Origin of the sequence: Bacillus sp. FJAT-29790, assembly GCF_019039215.1 — a bacterium.
Classification (GTDB): Bacteria; Bacillota; Bacilli; order Bacillales; family Cytobacillaceae; genus Cytobacillus.
Genome location: NZ_JAHNZZ010000004.1, coordinates 1562 through 23608 on the forward strand (window position 1 = coordinate 1562; position 22047 = coordinate 23608).

15 protein-coding genes, 3 tRNA genes and 1 riboswitch are annotated in these 22047 nt (G+C 37.5%); of the genes, 9 read left to right on the forward strand and 9 right to left on the reverse strand.

What is annotated here, in order from left to right; translation table 11 throughout:
* Positions 1-111 precede the first annotated feature (111 nt).
* The 4 genes from BGM26_RS18735 to BGM26_RS18750 all read left to right on the forward strand — a co-directional run bounded on the left by BGM26_RS18735 (position 112) and on the right by BGM26_RS18750 (position 1388).
* Positions 112-185: transfer RNA gene (locus BGM26_RS18735), tRNA-Met, on the forward strand.
* Positions 186-224: 39 nt separating this feature from the next.
* A tRNA-Asp gene (locus BGM26_RS18740) sits at positions 225-301 on the forward strand.
* Between the two features lie 157 nt (positions 302-458).
* Positions 459-531: transfer RNA gene (locus BGM26_RS18745), tRNA-Phe, on the forward strand.
* A 476-nt stretch (positions 532-1007) separates the two neighbouring features.
* On the forward strand, positions 1008-1388 hold the full coding sequence (locus tag BGM26_RS18750) for a DUF1761 domain-containing protein (RefSeq protein WP_217041808.1): 381 nt from the start codon (positions 1008-1010) through the stop codon (positions 1386-1388).
* An 83-nt stretch (positions 1389-1471) separates the two neighbouring features.
* Here the strand turns inward: BGM26_RS18750 and BGM26_RS18755 are convergent, their stop codons facing one another.
* Entirely contained in the window at positions 1472-2965 is a 1494-nt protein-coding gene (locus BGM26_RS18755) for a peptide MFS transporter (protein ID WP_217041809.1), read from the reverse strand.
* Between the two features lie 272 nt (positions 2966-3237).
* Complete coding sequence (locus BGM26_RS18760; RefSeq protein WP_217041810.1) at positions 3238-4131, reverse strand: GNAT family N-acetyltransferase; 894 nt, start codon at positions 4129-4131, stop codon at positions 3238-3240.
* Between the two features lie 919 nt (positions 4132-5050).
* Between BGM26_RS18760 and BGM26_RS18765 the strand changes: the two genes are divergently transcribed.
* From BGM26_RS18765 to BGM26_RS18785, 5 genes are all read left to right on the forward strand, one after another.
* Positions 5051-10402 carry a CehA/McbA family metallohydrolase gene (locus BGM26_RS18765; RefSeq protein ID WP_217041811.1) on the forward strand — a complete coding sequence of 1784 codons (5352 nt, stop codon included), beginning with the start codon at positions 5051-5053 and terminating at the stop codon, positions 10400-10402.
* Positions 10403-11662 (forward strand): HupE/UreJ family protein, encoded by a 1260-nt coding sequence (locus BGM26_RS18770; RefSeq protein ID WP_217041812.1) that lies wholly within the window; start codon positions 10403-10405, stop codon positions 11660-11662. It abuts the gene before it with no gap.
* A 72-nt stretch (positions 11663-11734) separates the two neighbouring features.
* Positions 11735-12820 carry a permease gene (locus BGM26_RS18775; RefSeq protein ID WP_254119753.1) on the forward strand — a complete coding sequence of 362 codons (1086 nt, stop codon included), beginning with the start codon at positions 11735-11737 and terminating at the stop codon, positions 12818-12820.
* Between the two features lie 36 nt (positions 12821-12856).
* Positions 12857-13759: a TIGR03943 family putative permease subunit gene (locus tag BGM26_RS18780; RefSeq protein WP_217041813.1), complete on the forward strand. Its 903-nt coding sequence runs from the start codon at positions 12857-12859 to the stop codon at positions 13757-13759.
* Between the two features lie 28 nt (positions 13760-13787).
* On the forward strand, positions 13788-14660 hold the full coding sequence (locus tag BGM26_RS18785; protein WP_217041814.1) for a cupredoxin domain-containing protein: 873 nt from the start codon (positions 13788-13790) through the stop codon (positions 14658-14660).
* A gap of 153 nt (positions 14661-14813) precedes the next feature.
* Here the strand turns inward: BGM26_RS18785 and BGM26_RS18790 are convergent, their stop codons facing one another.
* The 7 genes from BGM26_RS18790 to BGM26_RS18820 form a co-directional block, all read right to left on the reverse strand.
* Entirely contained in the window at positions 14814-15488 is a 675-nt protein-coding gene (locus BGM26_RS18790) for a methionine ABC transporter permease (protein ID WP_367949365.1), read from the reverse strand.
* Positions 15460-16500 (reverse strand): methionine ABC transporter ATP-binding protein, encoded by a 1041-nt coding sequence (locus BGM26_RS18795; RefSeq protein ID WP_217041815.1) that lies wholly within the window; start codon positions 16498-16500, stop codon positions 15460-15462. The genes BGM26_RS18790 and BGM26_RS18795 overlap by 29 nt, the downstream gene beginning before the upstream one ends.
* Positions 16501-16529: 29 nt before the next feature.
* Positions 16530-17366 carry a MetQ/NlpA family ABC transporter substrate-binding protein gene (locus BGM26_RS18800; protein WP_217041816.1) on the reverse strand — a complete coding sequence of 279 codons (837 nt, stop codon included), beginning with the start codon at positions 17364-17366 and terminating at the stop codon, positions 16530-16532.
* 165 nt (positions 17367-17531) lie between these two features.
* Positions 17532-17650: riboswitch (SAM riboswitch) on the reverse strand.
* A 118-nt stretch (positions 17651-17768) separates the two neighbouring features.
* On the reverse strand, positions 17769-18485 hold the full coding sequence (rluF, locus tag BGM26_RS18805) for a 23S rRNA pseudouridine(2604) synthase RluF (protein ID WP_217041817.1): 717 nt from the start codon (positions 18483-18485) through the stop codon (positions 17769-17771).
* 112 nt (positions 18486-18597) lie between these two features.
* On the reverse strand, positions 18598-20013 hold the full coding sequence (locus BGM26_RS18810; protein ID WP_217041818.1) for a PAS domain-containing sensor histidine kinase: 1416 nt from the start codon (positions 20011-20013) through the stop codon (positions 18598-18600).
* A 109-nt stretch (positions 20014-20122) separates the two neighbouring features.
* Entirely contained in the window at positions 20123-20845 is a 723-nt protein-coding gene (locus BGM26_RS18815) for a Na-translocating system protein MpsC family protein (RefSeq protein WP_217042041.1), read from the reverse strand.
* Between the two features lie 352 nt (positions 20846-21197).
* Positions 21198-21917 (reverse strand): class I SAM-dependent methyltransferase, encoded by a 720-nt coding sequence (locus tag BGM26_RS18820; RefSeq protein WP_217041819.1) that lies wholly within the window; start codon positions 21915-21917, stop codon positions 21198-21200.
* Positions 21918-22047: the final 130 nt, after the last annotated feature.

The following is a 22047-nucleotide window of genomic DNA, read 5'->3' on the forward strand; positions in this document are numbered from 1 at the left end:
AAAGAATCATCTTCAGCGCACCGATTGAGCAGCTACTTGAATAGACTTTCCGAAATTGGGGCGGTCTTACGCATAATAAAAGCATGAGAAAACTTAATAAATTATTATTATCGCGGGGTGGAGCAGTACGGTAGCTCGTCGGGCTCATAACCCGAAGGTCGCAGGTTCAAATCCTGTCCCCGCAACTAATGTAAGTTATTTTCAAGCAAACTTGAAAAAACTTAGGTCCGGTAGTTCAGTTGGTTAGAATGCCTGCCTGTCACGCAGGAGGTCGCGGGTTCGAGTCCCGTCCGGACCGCCATTTTTATTTACATAGTGGCTCAGTAGCTGATTTTAAAAGCTTGCAGTCCAGCGCATTACCTCCTCGAATAGCAAGTTGTAGCAATCTGCGACAAAGACCGAAGGACTTTGAAGCACAGTATGACCTCAATCAAAATTTAGGAAATAACATTTTATATGGCTCAGTAGCTCAGTCGGTAGAGCAAAGGACTGAAAATCCTTGTGTCGGCGGTTCGATTCCGTCCTGAGCCATCATTTATTATTCATGCTCCATTAGGCTTTATTCATATTCTCCTCCTCAATAATTGATATATTTATAAGCTTTGAAGGATTTTACTCATCTATTCCCACTATTAATTTATTAAAAGATTTCCTCAAGATTAATATTTTATTTCCACTTTTTATTCCGCACAATAAACTTTATCTCACTTATCTAAATTAAACATTATTAATTCGTTTTTTTATTATCAAAAGTAATAAATGCCTTTTTTACTTATATGTTAAGATTTATTTCTCCACTGTCCTAGTGCTATACTGTCTATATTAGGCGCATTATTATGAATTAAGGAATGGGCCAAGTGAGCTTATCCGGGGCTCTCATTAGAGTGATTAGGAGAATTCAATCTAAATTGTTCATATTCAGCAGGTGAGTGGAACGTTAAATCTTGATTGCAGAATCAAGGCGATTGCTTTGGTAATTGAATCTAAATAGAGCAGGAGGATTATACATGTTATTTGATTTGAATGAATTTAATTACATCGCTATTATCACTGGCGGATTGTTATATATGATTTATGGAGCGATATATTATTCGATATTGCTATCTAAGAAAAAGGATAATCAAGACAGCGGGCCATTCAAGTATATCGTTTCAGTTATCGTCGCATTTATAAGTTCATTTATAATGGCCATAATTGTCCAAGCAACTGGATCTGATGGTATTTTAGAAGGTTTGGCAGTAGGTTTCATGGTTGGAATTATCATTGCACTTGTCTATTTGAAAAACACATTATTTGGACTAATAAATAAAAAGTCATTTATGATTGCTATTGGAGATCATCTTATTATCTTTACATTATTAGGTGGATTGCACGGAATGATGATTTAAGTAACAAATAAAGGATACCGTTGATATACGGTATCCTTTTTGTATTTTAAGCCTATAGTACAGCTTTATTTAATTCCTAAGTATTACCGAACACCTTTCATAAAGATTTGGATTTTTGGCGCGATTATGAATAGGAAAATACCAAGAACGATCGATATTCCGCCAATTATTCCAAAGTAAGCCATTTCAGTTTCAGGTGTGTAAAATTTAACGATTTGCGCATTAAGTGCCTGGGCAGCAGCATTTGATAAGAACCATAGGCTCATCGTTTGTGCTGAGAAGGCAGCAGGCGCTAATTTAGTTGTAGCTGAAAGTCCTACAGGCGATAGGCATAATTCGCCAAGGACGGCAATGAAATAACTAAGGACAAGCCATAATGGATTGACCAATGAAGTGGTACCGCCAAAGTATGCTGGTAAAAGAATAACAAGGAATGATAAGCCAGCGAACAATAATCCTAACGAAAACTTTTGTGGTACAGATGGCTGGCGTTTCCCTAACTTTACCCATAACCAGGCAAATACAGGTGCTAAAACAATAATAAATAGCGGGTTTAATGATTGGAACCAAGCTGGTGAAATTTTAATACCTGCAAAGTTTAACTGTGTGCGAGTATCCGCATAAGCTGCAAGAATGGTTGAACCTTGCTCTTGAATTGACCAGAACATAACAGCAGCAATAAATAGCGGAATATAGGCGATAATACGTGAACGCTCCACTTCCGTTGTTTTCGGACTGCGATACATCATAATAAAATAGGCAGTTGGAATTAAGAACCCAAATATCCCCACAAGGGCAATAAAGTTATTAAATGTTAGAAGTCCATTTGGAATCGCAATAGCACATAGGGCTGCAATAAGAGCTGCCCCCAATCCAAACCTAGTGAATACTTTTTTCCTCTCAGTTGGTGATAGCGGGTTTGCTACAAATGTACCAGCAAGACCAAGATTTTTTTTCTTTGTAAAAATAAAAACCATTAATCCTAAAAACATACCGACAGCGGCAATACCGAAACCTAAGTGGAAATTATATTTCATTCCAACAGTTCCGACAATTAATGGGGCAAGGAATCCACCAAGGTTAATCCCCATATAAAAAATACTGAATCCGGCATCACGACGGCCGTCTTCTTCACTGTAAATTTCACCGACAACACTAGAAACGTTTGGTTTCAGCAATCCCGTACCAAGCACAATCAATATCATGGATATAAAGAACATGGTTATACTTCCAGGAATAGCTAAAGCAATATGACCAAACATAATCAATATTCCACCGTAAAATACGGCTTTTGATGTTCCGAAGAGCCTATCAGCTAACCAGCCTCCAATAATTCCAGACATATATACTAAAGAGCCATAAATAGACATGATTGCAAGAGCAGTGCTTTGATCCAGCCCCAATCCGCCTTTTGAGACTTCATAGTACATATAGTATACAAGGATTGCCCTCATTCCATAATAAGAGAAGCGCTCCCAAAATTCAGTAAAGAAAAGAGTGAATAATCCTTTAGGGTGCCCGAAAAATCCCATTTGCGGGACACTTTCCACAATTTTCTGCTTATTTGAATCCGCCATATAACAACCTCCTTAATTATATTATAATACCTTTTATAGTTTTGTGTTGTCAAAAATTTTTAGTAAAATAGGGGGATAATCCGCATTAATTAGCAAAAGTAGTAACAATTGGGTGATCTATTAAATATATATTCATTTTTTTAAAATAATAAATAATTTCGAAATATCGGCACTTTGTCCTCGTCAATTTATGAGGAAAAGGAGGAAGGCACTGGATGTATTAAAAGACCCCATCCATTCGTAAAGAATGCTGGGGTCTTTTATATGAAATATTATGCGTGTGATGTAAGAGGGAGTAAGAAATGTTTTGGCAGCTCTTTTAATAGGGGACGAACAAACAGCGTTGCATCATTTTCTTTTATTAATTCGGTATGAATGTCATTGCTTTTGAAATCAGGTGTGAAATAGAAACTTATTGTTTCCGTTTCATCGGCGCTTATCCTGGAAAGGATTGCGTCGATATCAACCCTATTTTTGCCGATTATATCAAATAGATGAAGATGCTTGTCTTCATGTTTAAAGATGATGATCGTATCCTCATCCTCGATATAATAAATGGCATCATTAAACACGAGGATAAAGTAAAACATTAACAGGTGCTGATTGTTTGTTACGCCTACTATCGATGAAACAGGGATTCTTTCCTTCGCCAATCTTTCCATAATATTAAAATCAGCGGAGTCCAGAGTATTTAATAGACGCATAGGAGGATATGATTTCCTATGTTGTTTAAATAATTCCGATGATTTTAATGAAAAATTACTTTCTTGTATACTTTTAAAACCGAACTTAGGATAAAAGTTTAAAACTGTTTGATTTGCAAATAAATAGAGAAAATCATATTCCTTTTCATACTTTTGAATAATATGATTCATTAAATTTCCAGACAAACCTTTGTTGCGATAGTTGGGATGTGTCATCACAGTCCCGATTTGAATGGCTTTATATTCTTCCCCGCCAAGAACAACGCCCATTTTATTAATTGAAGCATTAGCAATCACTTGATCTTTATCGACGTATGAATAGCAAATATAATTTTCATCCCAGCATCCTCTTTCATACCAGTCCGAAAAATCCAATTGAAAGACTATTTTAGCTAATTCATTAAAACTTTCCTTATATTTCACATTTTCTTTATAGCTGCTTATTAATTGATATTGACTCATAATGGCCCCCATAATAAGTTAAATGCCCGCATAAAACAAATGTAGATTCAGCTTCTTATAGAAGGTAGGTAATGGTATACACCAATCCCTCGGCTCTCATACAAGAGCTGGGGGATTGTTTTTTTTATACCCTATGTAAACACTTTCTAGTTATTTTATTACAAAAGTGATGAATTTGGGAAAAATGTATGATTACACAAAATTAATAATTTCTTAATATAGTATATGGTTCCTTAAAACAGTTTTAATAATATCCTACTATACTAAAATAGGAATGAAAAAGAGTAGGAAATAGCTAATAAATAGTTTCACTCACATCAAGCAATTGCTAAGTTCTTTCAAGATTTCCACATATATACCTCAACTTATTTTAGGAAATAATTTCAAATTAACAAATTATCAATTTAACTAGTAAGAGTGAATGGCATTCTTAGCTTTTGAAGCGTTTACAATAGTTAGAACGAATCGACATAGCGTTATTTTCTATCATATTGGATTTTTCGTACAAGTAAAGGGGTTGATGCGTATATAAGCCTATCTGAGATTTCTAAAGATGATTTGATAGAGGGAATTACTTTTTTTCAAAAGTAACATTTATTTCTAGTTTACTAGCTTTTCCATTTATCGTCAATTATTTTAAGTTAGGCTTGTTAAACAATATTGTTGATAGACATGCGGGTTCGATTTACCTTCCGTGAAGCGGAAAAAACAATGCTCCTATGATAAATCATAATCATGAAAGTATTGTTCAGCTCTTCTTAATGCAGCACAAAGTAACTCAAGTCGAAGGAAAACAAAGCTGCGATTGAAGTCAGTTGCCTTGCTCCGCAAAAAAGAATCTCGGAAGGACTATAGCTCCACTGATCTTCATTTATCAATATTAATCACTAATAGAGCCTTAAAGGGGTGTACGCGTTAGATGCATAATTTTATTCGTAAGCATAAGAAGTGGTTCAACATTGCCTTGACGGTGCTCATGTTGTTTACTCTTGTAATGCCACCAAGCTTGATGGCTAATTTGCCTAAAGCAGAAGCGGCTGAGGCTTTACCGCAGAGTAGTGTGGCTGATCATGTTGTTATCAGTCAGGTTTATGGATATGGTGGCAGTGGGCCGAATGAATATCTTTATAAATTTGTGGAGCTTTATAATCCCACTGATGCAGATGTTGATTTAAAGGATTGGTCGCTTCAATACGCTGCGGCAGGTGCGACTTCAGCTTATTCACAAAAAATCGCTTTAACAGGCGTTATTAAAGCAAGAGGTTATTATCTAATACAAGCAGGTTCGAACGCAAACCCACCTGTAGAGCCAGCAAATGGAAAACCTTTGCCAACACCAGATGATAAATCTGCAGGTTCAGGATCTTTCAATTTTAGTGCGACAACAGGCGGAAAAATCGCACTATCAAACCAAAAAGCAAACAGTATTACCGGCAGTGCAGATCCAAGCGTTGTTGATTTTGTCGGTTACGGGACCGCTTCTGATTCTTTAGGTAAACCAGCAGTTTTACCTGCATCAAGAACATTCGCGCGTAAAACAAATACAGGGTTAGATCCGAGTGTTTTAGGAGACGGGAATGGATTTAGTTCTAATAGCAACTTAGAAGATTTTGCTGCAGCAAGTCCATTTCCAAGAAACTCTTCTTATCAATCGGAGCCTGGAAACATTGACTTAGGTGCAAAAAATATTTCTGATATACGTATAAATGATGATAATGGAATTCCAACCACTCTTGGGAACAAAGCTACGATCGAAGGTATTGTGACGGCTGTTAAACTAGGAACGGATAAAACGAGCTTTTTTATCCAAGATTCTACAGGCGGAATCAATGTCATTAGTACGAAAGAGTCGTCTTTTTCAATTAAAGAGGGTCAAAAGTTAAAAGTTACCGGACATGTAGCCTTTAATAAGGGATTTACGCAATTAGTTCTGGAAAGCATGGTAAACATTGAAACTGGAAATGTGCTTAGCCCAGAGGAAATTAATATTGCAGATTTAGGAAGCTATGACACAGCTGAACCTCTTGAAGGGAAGCTTGTTTCTTTTACGGGTCAAGTAAGCAATATCCCTTCCAATGGTACTGACCTAAATATCACTGTTGCAGATGGTGAAAACACAGCAGTTGTCAAAATTCTAGGCATGACTGGTATTGATGTAAAAAGTGCTCTTGAGGTTAGTGATACCTATACATTTGTAGGAATTGTAGGTCAATCGAAATCCGTTGCTCCTTACACGAACGGCTATTATTTGACGTTAAGAACTTCCGATGACATAAAGGGAGAGTTAACTTTAAGTCATGAGCCAATAACGGAAACCTATCCAGGAATGGACGTTTCTTTCACGGCAATCGCAAAATATGCTGATTCAGTTACTCTTTATTACAGAGACATTCAAAAAACAGAGTATCAGTCGATTGATATGATTAAAGATGGGTTTAGCTTCAACGGAAAAATTTTGGAGAAAGATGTTCCTGAAAACTTCCAATACTACATTGAAGCCCAATCAGGCAGTAAAACGAAATTCGTTGGAACTTCTGAAAAGCCTTTTGATGTTGTAGTTGTAACTAAACAGACAGGACCGTCTTTTTATGATGAACAGCCTCAAGGGAAGATCGAAACACAACACCCGGTCATTTCTGTGAAAATGTCCGATCCATATGGTGTTGATACTTCAAAAGTAACGATTAAAATTGATGGATCAGATTTAACGAAAAAAGCGGTTATTACAGACAGCGAAATTAAGCTTGCTCTAACTCCAAATGATGATCTGAATATGGGCTCTCATACGGTTATTGTTGAGGCTGCAGACAAGCTTGGGAACCTCTCAACTTATACTTGGTCTTTTGAAGTAATGGAAAGATTTAAGGGTGGACATCATTATCTTGGTACTACACATAACCATACGAGGATTTCTCATGATGCTGTAGGTGAGCCTGAGGATGCGCTCAAAGCGGCGATTGAACATGAGTATGATTGGTTTGCATTCTCTGATCATTCCCACGACATTGATGCTGAATTAGTCGGTCAAGATTCTGTTGATCACAATGGCATGCAGGAACGTAAAGGTGGGGAAGATTGGCAATTAACAAAAAAATTAGCAAAAGATTATACAAAAAACGATGAGTTTGTTGTTTTTCCAGCATTCGAAATGACTTCCACTACATGGGGACACTCAAATGTTTTTGGAACTGAAAACTTTATCGATCGTAAACAAAGTGGTGGTATTTACCAGAATTTAAAGGATTATTATGCATGGGTTTTAACTTATGACGACATTGTTGCACAGTTCAATCACCCAGCCATGTCGAAAGATGCGTTTGATAACTTTATTCCGTATGACAAAAATCTCGACAAACTTTTCACAATGCTGGAAGTAGGAAATGGTTCGGGTAAATATTCATATGTGAATACGGAGAATAAATTTTTCAACGCACTTGATTTAGGATGGCATGTTGCGCCAACATACGGCGAAGACAACCATGACGCTACATGGGGTAAAACGAACAAAAGAACGGTAATCGTAGCAAATGATCTTTCTCAAGATTCCTTGCTTGATGCCATGAAAAAAATGAGGGTTTATTTTACTGAAGATAAGGATTTCACAATGGATGTTCTGGCAAGCGGATTCTATATGGGATCTACGACAGACACGAAACAGCTGAATTTTGACATTAAAGGAACATCGCCAAACAGAACTATTTCCCAAGTAGAGATCGTAACGAATGGCGCAACAGTTGTAAAATCAATTACTCCTAATTCAAAAGAACTTGATTGGAAGCCAGAACCGATTAATGTAGTAGGCGGACAACAATGGTATGTCGTTCGCGTAACACTTGATAATGGAGACAGAGCTTATTCTGCCCCTATCTGGTCACCAGAAGAGGAATTGTCCGTAAAGGTAAGCAATTTAGAGACAGTTGAAGGAGCGATCATCGCGAACTCCCCTGCGAAATTGAAAGCAGGCATCTCTAACCTCGGAGTGAAAAATGTAGGCAACTTGGTAGCACATTTTTATTATGACAGTGTGGACCAAGCACATTTCATTGGAGATGCATCAATTGAAACGCTTGCTGCTAATTCGTCAACTTCAGTAAATATGACATGGGCAAATCCGGTTGCAGGTGAACACAATATAATTGTCGTTCTCGAAGCGAAAGACGGAAATAATCTTGGCGAAAATCAGTATGTAAAACCTTTTAAAGTGAAAGAAGCTCTCAATATTAAAGTCATGCTTGACGCTTCACATAAAAATGAGAATTCGTCAACTGATGCAGGCACGTATAAAGATAATATGAAGGAATTAACCACTAAGATGCGACAAGAAGCGTACACAGTGGTGGAAAACGTCGGAACGATTACCGCAGAGATATTAAAAGATGTGAAAGTTTTAGTAATTACCCATCCAGCAACGGATTACAGTGCCAGCGAAATTAAGGTTATTAGTGATTTTGTTCATACAGGTGGTTCCATCCTTTTAACAGGAAAAAGCAACTATAAAGTGAACCAAAGTCCGAATAGCTTGTTAGATGGTATCGGTTCGAGCATTTTAATTAATAATGATGGTGTTTTTGATGAATCGAAGAGCGGAAACTTTTGGTCCAATCCATTAACTTCGAATTTCTCAGTTAGGGCTCATCCGAAAGCGATGCTGAATGACTATCGTCTAGACTTTGTTACGAAACTAGATTATTACAGCGGAGCAAGCTTAGCGCAAAATGATGGAAATGGAAATAAAATTCCACTTACAGATGAAGATGCCAATGTAACGATTCTTGTCCGCGGGAACGAAACGACGTTCCAAGATAACATTAAACCGGATACGGCTATTTACAACAGCTACAAAGCTGGCGCTCAACCTGGAAATGAAGTGACAGGTGGTACAAGTATCCCGCTAGCAGCTGCTGAACTGGTTGGTAAAGGGCGAATTTTTGTAACAGCTATGAACATCTTCAATGATAAGCAAATGGATCAATCTTTCGAGCCGAAAGGGAATGTGCCATTCGCGCTTAATATTGTGAATTGGTTAGCCGAACGAGAAGTAACAAAAGTAACCCAAATTGGTGACGCTCGCCATTTACCTGAAGACAAGGATGTAGTCGTTCAAGGGAAAGTTACGAGTGCAGCAGGTGTTTTCTTTGATGCCTTCTATGTGCAAGATGAAACAGGAGGAATCATGGCATTTAACGAAGTACCAGACAATTCCTTACAAGAAGGTGACATCGTAAGGGTTTACGGTCATATTAAAACATTCGAAAATAACTTAGAAGTTGAGTTTGGCAATTTTAACGAGAGTGTAGTGAAAGTTAGCTCAGGTGAACCGCTCCAGCCTAAAACGATGACGACGAAAGAGGCAACGAGCGATAGTAACCAAGGCCAATTGATTAAGGTAGCTGGTAAAGTGAAGGATAATAGTCAAGCTGAAGCTGATTCTCCTTCTTATATCATTAATGACGGTAGCGGTGATGTGTTAGTCTTTGTTGACGGTTATATCATTAACCAAAGTGGCCCAATCCCGAAACTTAAAGTTGGAGAGACGCTTGAAGTAGTTGGTTACACGGCTAAAACGGCATCTGGTCCGCAAGTTCGCGTTGGTAATACAAAGTTAATGCAGAAAACGGCAGATGTTGTCGATGAAGGTCCTGGTATTCCAGAGGACAAAGAGGAAATGATTTCTGTTACGATTACGCCTGATCAGTTAACAAAAGGCAATAAAGGAAAGGTTTCCGTACAAGTTCCTAATCATACGTCGGAAATTATATTGCCATATAATACGGTCGATCTTCTTGGAAAGAATGACTTTGAAGTGAAGACAGATGATATTACAATGAACGTACCTTTGAAATTGCTGAAGGATATTACAAGCAAGCTCCTAACAAAGGAATTAAAAGATAGTACGATTTCATTGCAAATGAAGCAGCTATCCACATCTGAGGAAAAGGATCTTATTTCCAACATGGAGGCTATTTCTCAGACGAAAATTAAGCAAATGAGTAAAATTTACGATTTCGCACTATCCATCACAACAAAAAATGGGAAGAGCGTGAGTCTAACTAAATTCAATCATCCGTTTATGATGGAATTAGAGGTTGATCCAATTACAAATCCAAAATTAGCTACGCTTTACAAAATTTCTGATGAAGGAAAGCTTGAATATGAGCCGATCGAAGGAAAGATTGTAAGTGGAAAAATGGTGGCTGAGATTGGTTATTTCGGTAAATATGTTGTTCTTGATCAAAAGATCGTGAACCAAGATTCAAAGAAGAAAAAATAATTGATTAAGTTTAAACAAACAAAGGATGCCATTCGTAAGAATGGCATTCCTATTGTCAATGAGGAGGGAGCCGTCATATTTAGGCTGCAATCCAAGAAGCGTTTTACTATAAGTATTGCGATCATGTTATTCGTTTTATTATTTCCGGCAATGCAATTCGTTGATGCGCATCCTTACAGTGCTAGTTACACAACGTTAAACCTTACTAAATCGTATACTAAGATGATTTATACGCTTGATGAACTGTCTGTCATTGAGTTAACGAATGGTGATCTTAATCATAATGGAATGCTAGAACAAGAAGAATTTGATGCTGTTAAGGATCGATTGATAGAGATAATCAAAGAAAACATCATGTTGAAGATAAATGGGGAAGAGAAATCGTGGATAAGTATAGAAAGTATCATACTGGATCGAAAAGGCAATGATTCGAAACTTATTTTAAGTGTCATTTACTCTCCAGTATCTGAATCTCAATCGATTTCTTTGAAAGATCACCTGTATTTAGGCGATACAAAAACGAATTACGCTAACCTACTTACCATTCATTATGGTTCGCAAACAAGCACGGCAGCAATATCTGGCAATCATCGGACTTGGGCTATGCAGCTCACTGAAGAAGATTATGCAGGTTTAAAGCAAGATGACCTAGCCCAGCCAAAAATGGAAACAAATGAGTTAGAAAAGACAGCACAAGATATGGAAAACTCAACTTCTGGCTGGCTTTCCTTCTTTAAACTGGGGATGAATCATATTCTTGAAGGTTTTGATCATTTGTTATTTCTATTTTCATTGCTAATTGCACGACAAACATTCAAACAATATGCTGCAGTCATTACATCCTTCACTATTGCACATAGCTTAACTTTAACTCTAACGGTATTGGGCTGGATTGACCTCTCTCCTAAAATTGTTGAGCCTCTGATTGCGCTTAGTATTTGTTATGTAGCGATTGATAATCTGATTCGAAAAGAAGTATCCCATCGCTGGATTCTGACCTTTGTATTCGGATTGGTACATGGGATGGGATTTGCTGATATTTTAAAAGAGATGGACATCCCGAAGAGTGAGCTAGCTGTAGATTTAGTTAGTTTTAACATTGGTATTGAAACTGTTCAGCTTGCGATTGTTATTGTCCTATTGCCTCTCGTTGGACTATTACATCGCTGGAAGTATTCTAGGAGAGCAGTCTTTATCGGATCAATAATGACTCTCGTTTTGGGCGCTATTTGGTTGGTAGAACGTGTATTATATGCATAATTAACATGCCTTTTACTTTTAAACATGAAGGGTATGATGCTCTGAAAAAAGCAGAAAGTAGGGGGAAGCTTCTTGAAACATACCACTCAGCAAAAAATATCGACACAATGGAATAGCAGCTTCCTTGCGCTCTTATGTCTATCCTTTATTTTTCTCTTATATTTCTTTTCAACGAATGAGCCCGGATCGATCTTGAATAATCCGATGCTCCAAATTTTTAAAACGATCTTCATCAGTATTATTTTAGAAGCAATGCCCTTTATATTAATCGGTGTGTTTATCTCTGCATTGCTGCAAGTTTTTGTTTCTGAACAAACGATTAAGAGGATGATCCCGAAAAATCCCGTTTTGGGTATTATTACGGCAAGCGTCATTGGAATTATTTTTCCCATTTGTGAATGTGGGATGGTGCCAGCTATTCGAAAGTTAATTAAAAAAGGCATGCCATTATATGCTGCTGTCACGTTTATTCTAGTTGGCCCAATATTAAACCCAATCGTATTCTGGTCAACGTGGACTGCTTTTCGAAATCGTCCAGAAATTACGTATTCCCGAATGGGACTTGCCTTTTTAGTAGCACTTGTTGTTGGTCTTATTGTCTATCGGTTTGTGAAAGCGAATCAGTTAAGAGACGGTGAGGAAATCAAACAATCGATTGTTAATAAGAATAAAGAGAAATTCAAGCATTCAGAGCACCATCATGATCATTCAGCACACCTTCATAATCATACGGGGCACTCTAGTAAACGCCCTAGCAAAATAATTGAAGTCATGGGCCATGCAACAAGTGAGTTTTTTGAGATGGGGAAATATTTGGTGTTTGGTGCGATGCTCGTCGGACTGTTGCAAACGGTCGTTGCTCAAAGTACATTGTTCTCTCTCGGACAAGGTCAGGTAAGCTCTAATTTATTAATGATGGGCCTAGGCTTTATCCTGTCTCTTTGTTCAACTTCAGATGCCTTTGTCGCACAGTCTTTCACGAGTACCTTTTCTAAAAGTTCACTCGTTGTCTTTATGGTATTTGGCCCGATGATCAATTTAAAAGGAATTTTAATGATGTTGGCTGTTTTCAAACCTAGATTTGTAGTTTTACTCAGCTCATTAGTGTTTTTCTTTGTTTTGGTAGGCGCATTGCTTCTTGAGTGGTTCATCTTGTAGGGAATAGCTATCGAATTGGATTGGGGGCACTGAACAATGAAAAAAATCGATTCCACTGTCGTACACAATTTTTTAAGGGCTTCGATTTTGCTTAGTTTTTTCATATTAATTGTTTATCTATTGGTAACTGGTGACATCCTTTACTATATATCACCGGAACTTAAAATTTATGCTGAATTGGCTGCAGCAGGATTGTTAGTTGTTACGGGATTTCAATATTATATTGCCTTTTGTTCGATTAAACGGCCTTTGATTGTTTGTGATTGTGGGCATGATCATGGTCATAGCCATGAGCCATCCCGAAGTATTGGAAAAAATATCATCATATATGGATTATTTCTATTTCCGCTTCTGCTAGGTTTTTGCCTTCCGAATTCAGCATTATCTAGTTCCTTAGTCGATAAGAAAGGAATTAATCTAGGTGGAGGTTCATTCGGTAAGCAATCTGGAGAACTCGTTCAAGTAGATGGAAATGAAGATCCAGTCCTTAAGGAAATGTTTAAAACTGATAAGTATAATCGAGATTACGCGAAGCTAGGGATAAAGCTATTTAAGCAAGATGTAATCGAATTGAAGGAAGAATGGTTCATGGAGAAAATTCTATCATTAGATACCTTTTCTGATAATTTTGTCGGGAAAAAAATTCAAATGAAAGGATTTATCTATCGTGAGCCAGGTATGGATCAGTCGCAGTTTATTTTGAACAGACTAGTTATGACCCACTGTATTGCAGATGTTGCCCCTTTCGGAATCATTTCTGAATTTCCTTTTGCGAGTGAATACGCTGACGATACATGGGTGATTGTGACAGGCACGATTGGGAAAACGATGTATAATGACAAATCAGTTATGAAAATTGAAGTAAAAACGATTGAACCCATCGAAGCTCCAAAAGATGCATACGTCTATCCTGATTGGGAATTTGCTTCTAAATTGTAAGATTTGATTGGATGGGGAGGTGTTTGTTGTGCTGTTCAATTACGGCAGTATGATCGTGATACTACTAATTACTACTTATCAAATTATTTATAATTCTCAACGATCGGACAAGTTGAAGGAATCTGCTGGTATGACCATCTCTATGGCGGTTTGCTTACTTGCAAGTGCCGCTATGGGGATTGTATCTGCACAAACCTTTGAACATAATCTAAAGTTGTCTTTATTTATTGCGGCCGTTTTTGCGAGCTGTATCGGTTATTTCATGGGAAAACGATTCAGCTTGGTTGTCTTAATAAACAGTGTGTTAGCTGGATGGTTAGGAGCAATGGCAGGTTCGATTTTTGGTTTCATACTTTTTCTATCGAATAAAATTGTACTCATAACTGATATAACATTTGTTATTGTCATGTTTTTATTGCAACAGGTGATTGATAGACAGTTAGGTGAAATGAGTAAAAAAACATCTAAGAAAATGACAGGAAAACCTAAGGTGCAGAAATTTGAAACCATCGTTACACTTACACTATCTATCAGCATTATTACGTTAGCATTCTTCACTTTTTTGAATAAAAATCATTTAAGCACTGCTCAAATTGGTCAGCCGCAAACACAGTATGCGATTCTTGACGAAGAGAATGATCTTCAGGAAGCAACGATTGATGTGACTGCTTCCGGATTTAGCCCTAAAACCACGATTTTTTCAGAAGGTACGGTTATGAAAGTCATTATTCATGTGGGGCCAAATCTTGCAGATGGCCTAAAGCTTATTTCAAGTGATCTAGGCATTGACGCTGACTTAAGTGAAGGCGACAATTTATTTATCATAAATAAACCCAATCGTGGAACATATGAATTTGAATTGGGTTCAGTCTCTTTTAAGGGATTATTAATTGTAGAGTAAACCAATATCATTAATGAATGGCGAAATATAGCGTTTAATGAAAACTGTTTATGAAGAAGTTAGTGGATTCAACTTTGTAAGATAAAAAAAACAAAGGCTCAGCGTTCAAACCGCTGAGCCTTTGAATATAAGGAATCTATCTTATGATACAGCCTAATCTTTCTTTAACCGAGCGGACAAGCGGTTACCAGCTGATTGTAGGCCTTGGACGAGGATGATGAGTAAGATGACTGTTACATACATGACATCTACTTCATATCGAAGATGGCCAAAGCGGTAAGCAAGGTCGCCGAGTCCGCCTCCGCCGACAAGTCCTGCCATCGCTGTTGCGCCAATCAGTCCGATCGTAGCAATGGTTAAGCCAAGAACAATGGATGAACGGGATTCTCTTACAAGCACATGCCAAATGATATGCCTTGTTTTAATACCCATCGCCTCGTAAGCTTCAATCACTCCGCGGTCTACTTCTAACAGAGCCGTTTCCATTAATCTGGCAATATAAGGGGCGGTATATACAACTAACGGAACGATTACCCCTTTTACACCAATCGATGTTCCAACAATCATTTTTGTAAAGGGAAGGATGAAAAACAACAAGATAATAAACGGGATTGAACGAATGATGTTAATAATGACATTTAATAGGGAAAAAACAAACTTATTATCTAATGCTTTCCCAGGCCTGGTTAGAACGAGCATGATTCCTAATGGAAGGCCGATCAATATCGAAACGCCTAGAGACATGCCTACCATCTGAAAGGTTTGGATAATCGCTTGCCAAACATCACTGCCCCAGAGGTCAAGAAACTCTTTGATTCTTGCTGTCACTGATCTTCACTCCTTCCACGTGCACCTGACGCTGTTCCAAAAATTGTACAGCCTTTTCAATCTCATCTTGATCGCCTTTCAAATGGACGACAAGCTGCCCAAATGATTCTTCCTTTAATTGAGTAATGCTGCCCGATAAGATATTCGGATAAATATTAAACTGTTTACTTACTAAAGCAAGAGCCGGCTCGCCTGACGATTCTCCAAAGAAGGAAAGGGTGGCTACTTGGCCTGTTGCATTTAAGCTAGTCAGGATTTCATCAGGGATTTTATGTGAAAATAGACTGCTAACAAATCTCTTTGTCGTTGGATGCTTTGGTGAAGTGAAAAGGGCTTTCGTTTCTCCCTCTTCAATCACTTCTCCATTTTCCATGACAGCGACGCGGTCACAAATTCGTTGAATGACATTCATTTCATGGGTAATGAGTAGAATGGTAATCCCAAGCTCCTTGTTAATTTTTAATAATAAATCAAGAATCGCTTCTGTTGTATCAGGATCAAGCGCACTTGTTGCTTCATCACTTAGAAGAACTTCTGGTTCATGAGCTAATGCGCGGGCAATAGCTACTCTTTGCTTTTGTCCGCCTGACAGTTCGGAGGGGTAGGCATGATGCTTTTCCTCCAGGCCAACAATTTTTAAATATTTTATAACACGTTCCTCGACTGTCTGCTTGCTTAAGCCAGTTAGCTTTAGTGGAAGAGCGATGTTTTCATATACAGTAGCCGTTTTTAATAGATTAAAGCCTTGAAAAATCATCCCGATGTTTCCTCTGGCTTCACGGAGTTTTCCAGTTGAAAGTTTCGTTAAATCTACATCCTTCACTTTTACAGATCCAGTATCAGGCTTTTCTAAAAGGTTTACACAGCGGATAAGGGTGCTTTTTCCAGCGCCGCTATACCCGATCACACCATAAATCTCACCTTTTTTTACTGATAGGGATACATCCTTCAAAGCGTGAATCGAACCTTTTTTACCTGTAAAAGTTTTTGAGATTCCCACTAGTTCAATCATTTGTAAAACTCCTCTCATTTCCAGCTTTCTTACCAAGAAGGAATAACAGAATTTTCGAATGCTTCCTCAACGAATTTCTTCACTTCTTCTGAATGATATAAATCAATAAATTTCTGAACAGCTTCATCATCTTTGTTTTCAATTCTTACAGCAATCAGGTTTGCAAACGGTGAATCCTTTGACTCGATAAAAATTGCATCTTTAGATGGCACAAAGCCATACTCCATTGCGAAGTTAGTATTAATCGCTGCGGCATCAAGCTCATCAAGCTGACGGGCAATTTGTGCAGAATCAAGCTCAATAAATTTATAGTCATTGCTGTTTTCTTCGATATCTTTTAACGTTGAATTTAATTCAGTACCTTCTTTTAACTTAATTAATCCCGCTTTTTCAAAAAGCATCAGTGCACGAGCGTTGTTAGTCGGATCACTAGGCAAGCCGATTTTCGCTCCTTTTTTAAGGTCTTTAATTTCCTTTACATCTAGAGAATAAATGCCCATTGGGAATGTTACTGTATCTGCTACTTTAATAAGACCCAATTTACGCTCTTCATTCATATGATCAAAGTAAGGCTCAGTTTGGAAACTATTAATGTCGATTTCTTTTTCAGATAAAGCGACATTTGGCATGACATAGTCAGTGAATGGCTTAATTTCAATCGGTAAACCTTCTTTTGCTCCAAGCTCTTTTACTTTTTCAAGAATTTGTTCGTGAGGACCCGCTGTTACCCCAACGACTAGCTTGCCGTCATTTAATAAACCTTCTGCTTTTTCATCTTTGGAACCGCTCGTTTCATTACTGCTTCCACAAGCTGTAAGAGCTGATAAAACGAAAATAAATAAACTTGCTAATAACCACTTTTTCATGTTTTTTCCCCTTTTCATAGTATATTTACCTCTTTTGTCGGAATTGGAAGTATTGATATTTCCAGCTTCCTATCTCTCCTTTTTTAATCGATTTTCGCAAATCCCAAGAAAACAAAAATGCCTCTCAAAATGAGAGGCATTAATATACTTAAAAAGTATATACCTCTCTTATTTGTCAAAATACAATTTGTATTTTGCAGGATTTAGCACCTTTTCATGTTTGTTAAAACATGAATGGTTGCCGGGCTTCACAGGGCCAGTCCCTCCGCCACTCTCAATAAGAGATTCGCTTATTAAATTTGTATATTCATACTATTCCCTTTTGAGGGAAAAGTCAACACCTTAATTTTCTGTTAGTCAAAATTATCTTGGAATAGAAAGAAGCTTAGTCTGCATGGGTCATTACCATTCCTTTGGTTCATAGTTTAGCTCTGCGAATAGTTGATTGCGTTCTTTCTTTGTTAAGTCTCTCCATTGTCCGACCGGCAAATTATTTAAATGGATATTCATGATGCGAATGCGCTGCAATCTGTAAACTTCGTATCCGAGCACTTCACACATGCGGCGAATTTGCCGATTTAATCCTTGTGTCAAAATGATTCGAAAATCAAATTTTGATAGTTGCTCTAGCTTACAAGGAAGCGTCTTTGTACCAAGAATTCTTACTCCTTCTTCCATCTGTTTTAAGAAGGAGGGGGTGATAGGTTTGTCGACGGAAACGATATATTCCTTTTCGTGTTTATTCTCGGAGCGTAAAATTTCATTTACAATATCTCCATCGTTCGTAAGGAGGATTAAGCCCTCTGAATCTTTATCAAGCCGGCCGATATGAAAAACGCGCAAAGGATGGTTCACTAAATCAACAATATTTCCTTTTACACTTTTTTCCGTCGTGCTCGTAATGCCTACTGGTTTATTTAAGGCAAGATAGACATTGTTTCTTGCAACCCTAATGGGATCTCCGCTTACTCGAACATCGTCCCCTGGATTGACTTGGCTTCCAATTTTCGCAATGGATCCATTTATCGTTACTCTTCCTTCACTGATTAATTTATCTGCACCGCGCCTGGATGTTTTTCCAGACTCGCTTATAAATTTATTAATTCGCAAATTAAACACATCCCTTATGTGAGATCAGATTCTGCATGATTAGATGTAAAAAGGTACATGGCTTAACAATACAATAAACAAATGCTTGCATGCAAGATCATTGAAGGATGCTTCTTAGAAACTATGAAAATGGTAAAAGAATCTCTACATTCGTTCCATTCGCGGAGCTATTGATATTGATCTTCCCTTGATGCTCCTCAATAATATTTTTAGAAATCATCAGGCCTAAACCTGTTCCCTTTTCTTTTGTTGTGAAGAAGGGCTCGCCGATCCGATTTAATAAATGTTCCGGAATACCAGATCCTTGATCGACAATCCGGATGACGATCGAGTCTGCATTTTGCTTCCGAACATCAATGGTTATTTTTCCACCTTGTGACATTGCTTCGATTGCATTTTTTAAAAAGTTGATAAACACTTGCTTTAGCTGGTTTTCATCGCATTCAATCAGTGGCAAGTTCGATTCGATATTTTTAACGATTTCGATACTATTTAGATTCGTTTGCGTTTCTAATAAAGTGATGACATGATTTAAGATCATTTCAAGGCTTTTTCGTTCAAATTTAGCTTCTTGCGGTTTGGCAAGGACTAATAATTCATTAAGAATCGTCTCAATCCGGTTGATTTCTGAGGCGATAACGTCAAAGTACATTTTGTTGCCCTTTAAATCACCTTGCATCATTTGAAAAAATCCTTTGATCGCGGTGAGCGGATTTCTTACTTCATGTGCAATACCCGCGGCTAGCTGTCCAGCTACCTTCAGTTTTTCTGAATTAATAATCAGTTCTTGTGCTTGTTTTCTTTCACTAATGTCCCTCATAATAACATGGGTCGCGGTCTGATCCTGATAAATTGTAGGCATTGTCTTCAATTCGACATCGATGACTTTCCCATCCATGCGGATAAACCTTTTTACAAAAGGCCCGGCTGATTCGCCACGAATATCAATCTGCTTAAATCGTTTAAGATCCCTTGGGTGAACGAAGTCATATATAGGTCTCCCAATTATACTTTGTTTATTTTCTGCACCAAGGAGCTCAACCCCTGTTTCATTAATAAAAAAGCATTTCCCATCTCTTATAATGATTACCCCATCAGGGGATTCCTCAACTAAGCGTTGATATCTGTCCTCTTTTTCTCGAAGCTTTTTTTCAGTTAGTTTTTCTTTTGTAATATCTTGTACCTGGCTGACAATGAACAGAGGTTCATCTTGTTCATTCTTTACTAAAGAAACACTTAAGGAGACCCAGATTTCATGTTTGTCTTTATGAATGTAACGCTTTTCGATATGGTATGAGTTTATTTTTCTTTCTAACAAGAGGTGGAAATGGTATAAATCCTTTTCTAAATCATCTGGGTGCGTGATTTCTTGAAAGGTCAGTTCTAGTAATTCCTGTTTCTCATATCCAAGGCTATTGCATAAATAATGATTCACTTTTAATAGTTTCCCGTCAACCCCGACAATGGCCATCCCAATCGCAGCATGATCCAAAGCATGGACTAATAATGGGTTTCCTAAATCGATTTTATCCATCATTCTTAAAAGCCCCTCATACTAGTAATTAATTTTGCGAAAAATAGTTTTATCTCCAAAACAAAAAGCCAAATAAGAAGCCCATTTCTTCTTATTTGGCTTATGTCCAACTCTAATTGTTTAGTTCATTTCCGCCAATTATGTTGTAGGGCTTCATTGTAAAGATGATAGCACTCTTATTTTTATTAAAATTCCAATCAACAAATATATCGTCCACTTTAGTCTTAAGAATGGCTTCAAAGTGGTTATTGTTATGTAAGTATTTCTTTTCTAAGTTTCTTTTTGTATTCTGTAATATTTCTTGATATCCCTGTTTAATTAATTCTTTTTCAATTGTAACTAAAATATCGTTCCGGATGATTAACAGTGTTCTAGTATTTAATTGACAAGAGTAAATTGTTGGCTTGGCTTTTTCAACTTTTTGACTAATATTGCTAATTTCTAGATGGATTTGTTCTTTTCCTTCATATTGGTCAGTTAGCCAAAGATCTTTTTCATTTAAATTGGCACTTATCCCAACAAGTATTCCGGATCTATTATGTAATCCCCAGTCATAGTAAAATTCACCGATATTAATTTCCGTTACAGCCTTAACAAAAGCCTTTATCTCCGGGAAAAGGGTCCTCATGATGACATCTCTTGTTTGCCGAAAAATTTCTTCTTGATTTTGGTCAATTAAAATTTTTTCAGCTGGAGTCATAAAGGATCTTAAATAAATTGAAATAACAGACTTCTCAATTGTAACAAAAATGGATTCTGGACCTTTTCCAAAGCTATCACGTAATAGTTTGCCAATAAAGCTTGCCAATTCTTTTTGTGAAGAACTGTTCGTCATCAATCCAAATCATTCCTTATTTAGATAAAAGCTTTATTTCTTTTATCCTAATTTTTAGTTTAGCGTATATAGGTATATTTTCAACTGAAATTATAGAGAAATATACATTTTATCCTTAAAAAGGGTTGAATGGTTAAGCGTGGGGAATTTTATGGCATTATCGAGCAAGCACGATAAAAATCTGGGCGCAAATACGCCAAGACGAATTTGACTTACTAGTGCTTTCTTATAATTATGTAAATCAGAGCCCCCGATTATTGCTGGAGGCTCTTATTAATTGGATAAACCAAAAGGAAGTAAAAGCCATTTTGAAAGCCTTAAGAGAATGATAATAAGGTTCCCCATTCTTCGGCTAACGAATCGCTCGAAAAACCCGGTAGCCTAGTTTTTTTTGAAACTTGGCAAGAAGCTTTTGATGTTCTAGTATTTTTTCTGCCATGAGAGGGTGGTATTCATTGTTCTCTATTTCAGGTTCCTCGAATGATGATGAACCTGACAGCTGTGAATGAACCGATTTGGCGACAATGATTTTCGTTGAGTGAAAGCCGGATTTTATGAAATGGCTTAGCCATTCCTCTTCCGTCAATACTTTTGGCACACCATATACTGCGATGATCTGTTGTATTTCGTTTGGTGTTAATGGATGCTCGGCTGTCATATCCATATTAAGCAAAATTCCACCGGGCTTTAGTACACGATAATATTCCTTCATTGTGTGTTCAATCCGAGTGAAAGCTGTCACAGATTCCGCAATCACCATGTCAAACGAATGGTCTGGAAATGGCAATTTTTCAATGCTTCCTTTTAAAATCGTAATTGGAAGGTGTTCTTTCATAAACCTTTGTTTAGCTCTATCCACCATAATAGGGTTATGATCAAGGGCGGTAACTTGGCACTGGTACGTTTTCTTCAAAAAAACGGATGTTAGGCCAGTTCCGCATCCGGCATCAAGGATTTTCATGCCCTGATGAATGTGTTCCCGGCTTAAGACTTTCTTTGTTAAAGTAAGGCCACCCGGATGCGCTCCACCAACACCGTAATAAGCAAGTGCGTCTTGGTAAGTTGGTTTCATTCGTTTTCCTCCTCCTTTTAATATCTTATGGAAAGGGAGAGGGAAGGCCACTTTTTTCCAAAAAAATCGTGGACTTTTCCTAATAATTGATTGCAAAATAATTTGCTTATGAGTGCACATCAATTATGCG

What these genes read in the sequence shown, in the direction of transcription:
- BGM26_RS18750 (WP_217041808.1), top strand. Translation starts at nt 1,008, where the DNA reads ATGTTATTTGATTTGAATGAATTTAATTACATCGCTATTATCACTGGC.
- BGM26_RS18755 (WP_217041809.1), bottom strand. Translation starts at nt 2,965, where the DNA reads ATGGCGGATTCAAATAAGCAGAAAATTGTGGAAAGTGTCCCGCAAATG.
- BGM26_RS18760 (WP_217041810.1), bottom strand. Translation starts at nt 4,131, where the DNA reads ATGAGTCAATATCAATTAATAAGCAGCTATAAAGAAAATGTGAAATAT.
- BGM26_RS18765 (WP_217041811.1), top strand. Translation starts at nt 5,051, where the DNA reads ATGCATAATTTTATTCGTAAGCATAAGAAGTGGTTCAACATTGCCTTG.
- BGM26_RS18780 (WP_217041813.1), top strand. Translation starts at nt 12,857, where the DNA reads ATGAAAAAAATCGATTCCACTGTCGTACACAATTTTTTAAGGGCTTCG.
- BGM26_RS18795 (WP_217041815.1), bottom strand. Translation starts at nt 16,500, where the DNA reads ATGATTGAACTAGTGGGAATCTCAAAAACTTTTACAGGTAAAAAAGGT.
- BGM26_RS18800 (WP_217041816.1), bottom strand. Translation starts at nt 17,366, where the DNA reads ATGAAAAAGTGGTTATTAGCAAGTTTATTTATTTTCGTTTTATCAGCT.
- BGM26_RS18810 (WP_217041818.1), bottom strand. Translation starts at nt 20,013, where the DNA reads ATGATGGATAAAATCGATTTAGGAAACCCATTATTAGTCCATGCTTTG.
- BGM26_RS18815 (WP_217042041.1), bottom strand. Translation starts at nt 20,845, where the DNA reads ATGACGAACAGTTCTTCACAAAAAGAATTGGCAAGCTTTATTGGCAAA.
- BGM26_RS18820 (WP_217041819.1), bottom strand. Translation starts at nt 21,917, where the DNA reads ATGAAACCAACTTACCAAGACGCACTTGCTTATTACGGTGTTGGTGGA.